General features: G+C 69.2%; 9 protein-coding genes. 6 read left to right on the forward strand and 3 right to left on the reverse strand.

Features of this window, described 5'->3' with window-relative positions:
• On the reverse strand, positions 1–1,136 hold a 1,136-nt coding region (locus ACODTB_RS25630; protein ID WP_488929874.1), incomplete at its 3' end, for an iron-containing alcohol dehydrogenase family protein.
• Between the two features lie 70 nt (positions 1,137–1,206).
• Here ACODTB_RS25630 and ACODTB_RS25635 point away from each other — a divergent pair.
• Both ACODTB_RS25635 and ACODTB_RS25640 read left to right on the forward strand, forming a co-directional pair.
• The gene (locus ACODTB_RS25635; protein ID WP_291115434.1) at positions 1,207–2,022 is read left to right on the forward strand and encodes an IclR family transcriptional regulator; all 816 of its coding nucleotides are present in this window, start codon (positions 1,207–1,209) and stop codon (positions 2,020–2,022) included.
• Positions 2,019–3,032 carry an NAD(P)H-dependent flavin oxidoreductase gene (locus tag ACODTB_RS25640; RefSeq protein ID WP_291115432.1) on the forward strand — a complete coding sequence of 338 codons (1,014 nt, stop codon included), beginning with the start codon at positions 2,019–2,021 and terminating at the stop codon, positions 3,030–3,032. The genes ACODTB_RS25635 and ACODTB_RS25640 overlap by 4 nt, the downstream gene beginning before the upstream one ends.
• Here the strand turns inward: ACODTB_RS25640 and ACODTB_RS25645 are convergent.
• A complete protein-coding gene (locus ACODTB_RS25645; RefSeq protein WP_291115429.1) occupies positions 3,029–3,955 on the reverse strand; it encodes a LysR family transcriptional regulator in 927 nt (308 codons plus the stop codon). The genes ACODTB_RS25640 and ACODTB_RS25645 overlap by 4 nt on opposite strands.
• A 102-nt stretch (positions 3,956–4,057) precedes the next feature.
• On the opposite strand from ACODTB_RS25645, the gene ACODTB_RS25650 reads away from it, so the two are divergent.
• The gene (locus tag ACODTB_RS25650; protein WP_291115426.1) at positions 4,058–5,218 is read left to right on the forward strand and encodes an acyl-CoA dehydrogenase family protein; all 1,161 of its coding nucleotides are present in this window, start codon (positions 4,058–4,060) and stop codon (positions 5,216–5,218) included.
• Between the two features lie 132 nt (positions 5,219–5,350).
• On the opposite strand, the gene ACODTB_RS25655 is transcribed toward ACODTB_RS25650, so the two are convergent.
• The gene (locus ACODTB_RS25655) at positions 5,351–6,295 is read right to left on the reverse strand and encodes a LysR family transcriptional regulator (protein WP_291115423.1); all 945 of its coding nucleotides are present in this window, start codon (positions 6,293–6,295) and stop codon (positions 5,351–5,353) included.
• 110 nt (positions 6,296–6,405) lie between these two features.
• Between ACODTB_RS25655 and ACODTB_RS25660 the strand changes: the two genes are divergently transcribed.
• From ACODTB_RS25660 to ACODTB_RS25670, 3 genes are all read left to right on the forward strand, one after another.
• A complete protein-coding gene (locus ACODTB_RS25660) occupies positions 6,406–7,095 on the forward strand; it encodes a type 1 glutamine amidotransferase domain-containing protein (protein ID WP_291115420.1) in 690 nt (229 codons plus the stop codon).
• Positions 7,092–8,291 (forward strand): L-dopachrome tautomerase-related protein, encoded by a 1,200-nt coding sequence (locus ACODTB_RS25665; RefSeq protein ID WP_291115417.1) that lies wholly within the window; start codon positions 7,092–7,094, stop codon positions 8,289–8,291. The genes ACODTB_RS25660 and ACODTB_RS25665 overlap by 4 nt, the downstream gene beginning before the upstream one ends.
• 145 nt (positions 8,292–8,436) lie before the next feature.
• Positions 8,437–9,123: an FCD domain-containing protein gene (locus ACODTB_RS25670; protein WP_291115414.1), complete on the forward strand. Its 687-nt coding sequence runs from the start codon at positions 8,437–8,439 to the stop codon at positions 9,121–9,123.
• The last annotated feature ends 50 nt before the right edge of the window (positions 9,124–9,173 follow it).

The following is a 9,173-nucleotide window of genomic DNA, read 5'->3' on the forward strand; positions in this document are numbered from 1 at the left end:
CCCCCCCCCCCCCGGGTCGCAAGTTCGTCGGCGTCCTGCGCCGACAGGCGCAGATCCGTGAAGCGCGTGGCGATGCCGCCGAGCCGGGCCAGGCCTTCCACTGCTTCGATCAGTGCCAGCGCGTCGTGCTGCTCGTTGCCGGTGCTCGCGATGTCCAGCGCGCGTGCCGCCTCCGCGTAAGGGCGGGCGTGGGTCTGTACCGTGTGGCGCGCCACCACGCTGAACACCGGGGCCAGCACTTCCGCGTGCGTGAGGTGCACGCGCGCTTCGAGCGGCGTGCACATGCCGTGCACCGCGTCCACCTTGTTCAGGCCGATGGCCACGCCCGCGAGGTAGGCGCCCATCTGCATGTCGGCGCGGGCCTGCAGGCTGTCCGGTTCCCGCAGCACGGCGGGCAGGGCTGGCAGGCAGATGCGCAGCGCGTGCAAGGCCAGGGCCTTGCCGACCGGGGACGGGTCGGTGTTGACCCAGGTGCCCAGCGCGTGCAGCACCGCGTCGAAGCCGCCGTGCGCGGTGGGGCGGGGCGGCAGGCCCAGCGTCAGCGAAGGTTGCAGTGCCACGATGGCGGGGCGGGTGCGCAGCGAGCGGTACAGGTGCTTGCGGCCGTCGTCGCCCTGGATCAGCGCAGCCGAGCTGCTTTCGCTGCCGGTGCCCGAGGTGGTGGGCACCGCCAGCAGCAGGGCGTCCTCGGGCGTGGCGGGGGCGTCGAGCCAGGCCCGGCCGCGCGGCGCCTGCAGTTCCTCCACGTCCAGGCCGCCGGCCAGGCCGGCCAGGACCACCTTGGCCACGTCGATCGCGCTGCCGCCGCCCACGGCGATGAGGCTGCCGCAGCCCAGGCGCCGCGCCGTCTGCAGCGCCTCGCGCACCTGGGTCAGCGTGGGGTTGGGCACCACGCCGTCGTACACCTGCCAGGACAGCCCGGGCACGGTGGCGAGCGCGGCCTGCACGGCGGGGCCGACGGCGCGCCACACCACCGGGTCGGTGATGACCAGGGGCTGGCGCAGGCGCGCGCCGGCCACCTGCACGGCGCGCTCCAGCGCATCGGGGCCCCAGTGGCTGTCGCCGGGCCAGGAAATGCCGCCGCCGGTGGCCAGGGTGGCCACGGGCTGAGGCAGGGGGTTGATTTTGTCTGTCATTCTCTTTATAATTTGCATGGCGAATTGATAACTCGCTAAGTGAATTGATCATACGAAAGGTGGCATCCCCATGTCAAGCACCGACACGTCCACAAGTCCTGTGGGCGAACCCCCGGAGGCGGCCGAACCCGACCGCCAGTTCGTCACGGCGCTCGCGCGCGGGCTGGAGGTGCTGCGTTGTTTCGACGCCGAGCGGCGCATGCTGGGCACCACGGAAATCGCCCACCTGACAGGGCTCGCGCAGCCCACGGTCTGGCGGCTGTGCCACACCTTGCAGAAGACCGGCTTCCTGAGCCCGGTGCCGGGCAAGGACAAGCTGCAGCTGGGCGCGGCGGTGATTGCGCTGGGCGCGGCCGCGCTCGCCGGGCAGGAGGCGCTGGAAGTGATTCGCCCACGGCTGCAGGCATTGGCCGACCGCTACCAGGTGGCCGTGGCCCTGGGGCGCCGGGACGGCGACAGCATCGTCTACCTGCTGCGCTGCCAGGGCAATTCACCGCTGCTGATGAACCTGCGCGTGGGCTCGCGCATTCCGCTGTTCCACAGCGCGATCGGCTGGGCCTACCTGGCCTCGTGCACGCCCGACGAGCGCGCGCGTCTGCTGGCCGAGGCCGGCGACGCGGCCGCCGATCCGGCGGAGCAGCAGGCACTGGCACAGGCCATCGCGCGGTACCCGGAGCGCGGCTTCACGTACCACGAGCGCCCTCGGCACCAGATCAACACCGTCGCATCGGCCATCGAACTGCCGGCCGGTGAACGCTATGTGATCAGCTGCGGCGGCCCGGCGACGCTGCTGCCGCAGCCGCTGATGCTCAGCGAGGTGGGGCCGCTGTTGCGCCAGCTGGCGCTGGAGCTCCATCCGATCCTGCTGATGGGGCGGCACGTATGAGCGCGGGCGTCACGATTCCGGACCGTCTTCCCACGCGCATCACCGAGCTGCTGGGCATCCGCTGGCCCTTGCTGCTGGGCGGCATGATGTGGCTGTCGGACGCGCGCCTGGTCGCCGCCATGGTGCGCGCTGGCGGCATGGGCTTCATCACCGCGCGCAGTTCGCGCTCCGACGAGGCGTTCCGCCAGGCGCTGCGCGACTGCCGGGAATGGACCCAGGGCCAGCCCTTCGGTGTGAACCTCACGCTCTCGCGCCGCGTGGCACAGAACGATGTGATGCTCACGCGCCTGCGCATCGCGCTCGAAGAGGGCGTGCGGATCTTCGAGACGGCGGGGCTGCCGCCCACGCCGCTGTTGCCCGCGATCAAGGAAGCCGGCGCGGTCGTGGTCCACAAGTGTGCGCACGTGCGCCACGCGGTGGCCGCACAGAACATGGGTGTGGACGCGGTCACGCTGGTGGGCATGGAAGAGGGCGGCCACCCGGGCAACAACCAGCTGCCGACCTTCCTGAATGGCGCGTATGCGCTGGAGCGACTGCAGGTGCCGCTGGCGCTGGGTGGTGGCATTGGCCACGGCCGGCAGATCGCCGCCGCGCTGGCCCTGGGGGCGGATGCGGTGGTGATGGGCAGCGTCTTCACCGCGGCGGTGGAGACGCCCGCGCACGAGGCCTACAAGCAGCGCGTGGTGAATACCGACGAACATGGCACCCGCGCCGTGCTCGGCAGCCTGGGCGACACCTGGCGCATCATCGACAACGACAACGCGCGCAAGGTGGCTGCGCTGGAGCAGACGGGCGCGAACAGCTACGCGGCGTTCGGTGAGCTGATCAGCGGCGAGCGCACGCAGACCCTGGCCTACCAGGCCGGCCAGCACGAGGAAGGCATGCTCTCCATGGGGCCCGCCGTGGGTTTTGCGCGCGCGATCGAGCCGGTGGCCAGCATCGTGCAGCGGCTGCAACGGGAGTGCGTGCAGGCCTGCGGCCGATTCCAGCGCCTGCAGGTGTCGGCTTAGGCGCGCCGCTCAGGCCCGACGCGCATCCCCGCCTGCCAGGCGCGGACCTGGTCGACGATGAAGTCGATCAGGGTCCGTGTGGCCAGGGTCTGGAAGCGGTTCGGCATGCGCAGCAGGAACATGCGCGTGCCGAACACGCTCAGCCGCCAGTCGTGAAGGGCCGTGACCACGCGGCCCTCGGCGACATCCTGGTCGATGACGTAGTCGGGCACCAGCCCCACGCCCAGGCCGGCCAGGATGGCTTCGCGCAGGAACTGGAAATTCTCCGAGGCGAGGGTCGGGCGCTGGCTCAGCTCGCGCCGTTCGCCGTCGCGGTAGGCCGAGATCCGCAGCTCGCGGCCGGAGACGGCGGAGGTGATCAAGGGCACGCGCTCCAGCTCTTCCAGCGTGCTGGGCATGGCATGCAAGCGCGCATGCTCGACCGAGGCGCAGACGGCGTAGCGCACCGCCGCCAGTTCCGTCGCCACCAGCTGCTGCGGCGGCTCGGACATCACCCGCACCGCCACGTCCACCTCCTCGTGCAGCAGGTCGTCGACGCGGTTGTCGAACAGCAGCTCCAGCGCGATGTCGGGGTACCGGCGCTTGAACTCGATCAGCCAGCCCGACATCACCAGGTGCCCGAAGCCGGTGGGCACGCTCAGGCGCACCGAGCCGTGCAGCGAGCGCCCGAAGGTTGTCACCGACTCGCGCGCCGCCATCAATTCGTCGCGCACCACCTTGCCGTGCCGGTACAGCCGCTCACCGACCTCCGTCAGCTCCACACGCCGGCTGGTCCGCCGCATGAGCTGCTGGCCCAGCGACTTCTCCAGCTGGGCCAGGTGGTAGCTGATGTTGGCCCGGCTCATCTTCAGCTGGCGGGCGGCCAGGCTGAGGTTGCCGGCCTCGACGATGCCCACGAAGAGCACAAGCGCGTTGGAGTCCATGGGGTGATATGTCAAAAATCCTTGACGTATTGTTCATGATTATTGTGATTGTCAAGCGGCTTCGATGGGTCAACAATCCGGCTCCCCCACAGGAGATGCCCCATGTCGCTGGACCCGGAAACCTTTCAATTGCTCAAGGAAAGCGTGCACCGCTTTGTTCGCGACCGGCTGATGCCCGCGGAAGACGAGGTGGAGGCGCGCGACGAGGTGCCGGCCGACATCGTGGCCGACATGAGGGAACTGGGGCTGTTCGGCATTTCGATTCCCGAGGCATTCGGCGGCATCGGGCTGAGCCTGGCGCAGGAATGCGAAGTCGCCCACGAACTGGGGCACACCGCGCTGGCGTTCCGCTCGGTGGTGGGCACCAACATCGGCATCGGCTCGCAAGGCATCCTGATGGATGGCACACCCGCGCAGAAAGCCGAGTACCTGCCCCGCATCGCCAGCGGCGAGCTGATCGTGTCCTTTGCGCTCACCGAGCCCGATGCCGGCTCGGACGCGGCCTCCCTCAAGACCCAGGGCGTGCGCGACGGCAGCGACTACCTGCTCAGCGGCACCAAGCGGTTCATCACCAACGCCCCGCGCGCCGGTGCCTTCACCCTGATGGCGCGCACCGAAGGCGCGGGCGCGGGAGGCATCACGGCCTTCATCGTCCCCGCGGGGCTGCCGGGGCTCTCCCTGGGCCCGCCCGACAGGAAGATGGGGCAGCGCGGCACCAAGACCTGCGACGTGTATCTGGATCAGGTGCGGGTGCCCGCCGCGAACATCATCGGCGGTGAGCCCGGCAAGGGCTTCAAGACCGCGATGAAGGTGCTGGACCGGGGCCGCCTGCACATTTCGGCGCTGGCCTGCGGCATGGCCAGCCGCATCCTGCGCGAGAGCATTGCCTACGCGCAGCAGCGAAAGCAGTTCGGGCAGCGCATTGGCGATTTCCAGCTGGTGCAGGCCATGCTGGCCGACAGCCAGGCCGAACTGCAGGCGGGCTGGGCGCTGGTGCAGGCGGTGGCCGCGCGCTACGACGCCAAGCCCTTCGGTGCGCCCGATGCCGAGGTGAGCATGCAGGCCTCGTGCGCCAAGATGTTCACCACCGAGATGGTGGGCCGCGTGGCCGATCGTGGCGTGCAGATCCACGGTGGCTCGGGCTACATCAACGACTACAAGGTCGAGCGCTTCTACCGCGACGTGCGCCTGCTGCGGCTCTACGAGGGCACGACCCAGATCCAGCAGGTGGTCATCGGCAAGCACCTGATGAAGGCAGGCTGAGCACGGCCGCGCCCGACCGGCCCTCGGGCGGCGCAACGATCTCGCCGCATTGTCGAAACGCTTCGTCGCTGATGGTCACGGTTTCACCTCCAGAGCTTCAGGTGCTGCATTGCTTCGCAAGCTGGCCCCTGTTCATGGCCCGTCACTGCCTGCGATGAGCGACCCGCTTCTCGAAGACACCTGTTGGATCTGCTGCCGCAGCCAACGCCGCAAGGGGTCGGCGTCGGTGCGTTCGTGCCAGATCTGTTTCACCTCCACCCGGGGCAGGTCGATCGGCAGCGGGTGGATCTGCAGATCGGGGTCGCGTTGCGCGGCCTCTTCGGCCACCGAGCGCAGGCAGGTCAGCAGAAAGGCCGTGTCCCGGACCAGGCGGGTCGGGGCCAGGAAGCTGGAGAGGCCCGCCGCGATGCGGCGGCGCAGACCCCGCGCCTCCAGGGCGCGGTCAACCCGCCCATGCAGATCGCCAGTGAGCGTGGTCAGCAGGTGTTCGCAGGCCAGGAATCGTTCGAGCCCCAGCGGTCCTCCGTTCAAGTGGGGGTTGTGGCGCGAGGCCAGCACCACGAAGTCTTCGCTGAACAGGCGCTGCTGGCGCAGCGTGTCGGGCAGCTCGTCGTAGAAACCCGCGATGGCGAGGTCGCAGCTGCCTTTTTCCAGTTCCTCGCGAGGCAGCTGGCCTCGCGTGTTGTGCGTGATCAGGATGACCCCGGGCGCCTGGGCGCGCAGCCGGGGCAGCAGCCCGGGCAGCAGGGTCTGTTCAAGGTAGTCGGTGGTGAAGAGGTGCAGCCGCTCGTTGCGCGAGAGGAAGTCGCTGCCTTCGCTGCGGTGGTAGAAGGCCTCGATGTCGCCCACCAGCGCCTGCACCTGCGGCGCGAGTTCGTGCGCCCGGGGCGTCGGCGTCAGGCCGCGCGGGGCGCGCACGAAGAGCGGGTCGCCCATCTCGTGGCGCAGCTTGGCCAGCTTGTGGCTCAGCGCGGGCTGGCTCAGCGCCAGGCGTTCGGCCGCGCGCGAGGCGTTGCGCTCCTGATAGACCACGTGGAAGACCCGCAGCAGGTTGAGGTCCTTGCTGTCAATATTCATTTATTGAATTCCAAAGATCGAATATTTCGACTTTTCGAATCATAGAAGCGTCCCGATCATCGCGCTCAACCCATTTCAACCACGGCCCGCGGGCCTCGAAAGGATGCGCGATGAAGAAGATTTTGATGGTGCTGACCTCCCACGACCGGCTGGGCGACACCGGGCACAAGACCGGTTTCTGGCTGGAGGAGTTCGCCGCCCCGTACTACCGGTTCAAGGACGCGGGCGCGCAGGTCACGCTGGCCTCGCCCCTGGGTGGGCAACCGCCGATCGACCCCAAGAGCCACGAAGCCGATGCCCAGACCGAAGCGACGCGCCGCTTCAACGCCGACGCCCAGGCCCAGGCCGCCCTGGCCCGCACCCTGCCTCTGGGCGACGTGAACGCGCAGGACTTCGACGCCGTGTTCTACCCCGGTGGTCACGGGCCGCTGTGGGATCTGGCGGAAGACACCCGGTCCATCGCGCTGATCGAACGCTTCCTGGCGCAGGACAAACCGGTGGCCGCGGTGTGCCATGCCCCCGCCGTGCTGCGCCATGTGAAGGACGCGCAAGGGCAGCCGCTGGTGCGCGGCCGCCAGGTCACCGGCTTCAGCAACAGCGAGGAATCGGTGGCCCAGCTCACCGAGGTGGTGCCCTTCTCGCTGGAAGACATGTTGACCGGTCACGGCGGCCTCTACACCCGCGGGGCCGACTGGCAGAGCCATGTGGTGGTGTCCGGCCGGCTGATCACGGGGCAGAACCCGGCATCTTCCGAAGCGACGGCCGAGGCCTTGCTCGCGCAGATCGGAGCGCGCCCATGAATCGCGCCGCGTTCGCACTGGCTGCGCTGCTCACCGTTCCCTGGGTGACCCATGCCGCCGATCTGTTGCCGCTGGAGCGCTGGCGCAGCTACCAGGGCGTGAGCTGGGACGCTGCCGCACCCGGGCAGGTGGCTGTGCCGTTCGCGCAATCGGTGAACGCGCCCATCGCCGGCCTGCATTTCGACGCCCGGGGCGGTGCCTACGTGAGCACGCCCCGCCTGCTCTCGCCCGCCGCGCCGGCCACCCTGAGCCGGCTCGACACCACGGCCGACGGTGGCCCCGCGAGGCTGACCGCCTTTCCTTCCACGCAGGGCAACGATGTGAAGGTGCCGCCCCACCTGGCCTTGCGCAACGTGCTCGGCTTCCATGTGGACCGGCGCAACGGCTGGCTCTGGGCGCTGGACATGGGCTTCGTGGCGGGCGAGGCCGAGGCGCCCGCCGGGGCCCAGAAGGTGATGGTGTTCGAACTGGCCTCGGGCAAGCTCTTGAAGACCATTGCGCTGGACGGCGTGGCCGATCGCGTGGGCAGCTTTCTCAACGACATCGCGGTCGACGAGCGCCGGCGCGTGGCCTATGTGTCCGACAGCGGCTTTCGCAGCGCGCCGCGCAACCAGGTGGGCCTGATCGTGGTGGACCACGCCACCGGCACGGCCCGGCGTGTGCTGGACGGGCACGCCAGCCTGCAGATCGAACCGGGCGTCAAGGTGGTGTCCGGTGGCAGCGAGGTCTGGCCCGGCAACCCCTTGCTGATCGGTGTCAACGGCATCGCGCTCTCGCCCGATGGCCAGACGCTGTACTGGACGGTGACGACCGGCACGCAGGCCTGGGCGGTCCCGACCGCGGTGTTGCGCCGGGCGAGCGCCAGCGATGCGCAGATCGCGCGCGAGGTCCGAAGCCTGGGCGTGGTCGGCGGCAACACCGACGGCATCGTCACGGACCCGGTGGGGGACCTCTACATCACCGACGTGACGCGAGGCGGCATCGTGCGTTACAACCCCTCGACGCGCGAGCTGGCGCTCATCGCCGCGAACGGCGCGGTGCGCTGGCCCGACACGCCGGCCTGGCACCCGGGTGGTGACCTGGTCTTCACCGCCAGCGCGCTCAACCAGCACTTCGCCGGCCAGGTCCAGGCCGGGGAGGAGCGCTACGAGCTGTGGCGGCTGCGGCCGCGCGGCCAGAAGGCAGCGCGCCACTGACGATCCCGCGCCCCGCCTGTCCGACGCCACGCTGTTTCCTGTGCTGAGCCGCAGGCGACAGCGTGGCCTTGTCACGCCCGTGCATCCCGCCCTTTTCTGCTACATTCCCGAACAGGATATATGATGTAAAAAGTAAGGTGCGGAGATGGCTGAACTGGGCCGAGTGGAAAAGCAGAACCTGTCCCAACGCGTGTACGTTGAGATTCGCAATGCCTTGATGAACGGGCAATACGCGCCCGGTTCGAGGCTGCGCATCGCCGAACTCGCCGAGGTGCTGGGCACCAGCATCACGCCGGTGCGCGAGGCCATTTTCCGCCTGGCCAGTGAGCAGGCGCTGGACGTGACCGCCGCGACCTCCATCGCGGTCCCCGAGCTGGATCTGGCCACCGTGCGCGAGATCCAGCTCATGCGGGGCCTGCTCGAAGGCGCGGCCGCCGCCCAGGCCGCGCGGCAGATCACGCGCAAGGAAATCGAGCACCTGGAGAAGATCCAGGACCAGTTCATCAAGGCCTCGGCGACCAACCCGAAGGACGCCGCCCGGCGCAACCGCGACTTCCATTTCGAGCTGATGGCCGCTGCGCGGCTGCCCAGCCTCTCCGCGGTGGTCGAGACCCTCTGGGTGCGGATGGGGCCGTTGCTGAACACCTTCCACGCCAAGGTGCCGCGGCGCAACATCTTCAACAGCGGCCACCCGCACTACAAGGTGCTCGAAGGCCTGAAGGCCCGCAACCCCGAGATGGCGTCCAGGGCCATCCAGGAAGACATCCAGTGGGGTGAGCGGGTGTTGACCGAGTGGATGAGCGGGCGCTCGGTCGAAGAGATCTACGCCTAGGTGTTGATTCTCAGGAGGTTGTTCATGGCCGGAATGCGGCTCATGGGCGG

This window comes from Hydrogenophaga sp. FG152, assembly GCF_057809615.1.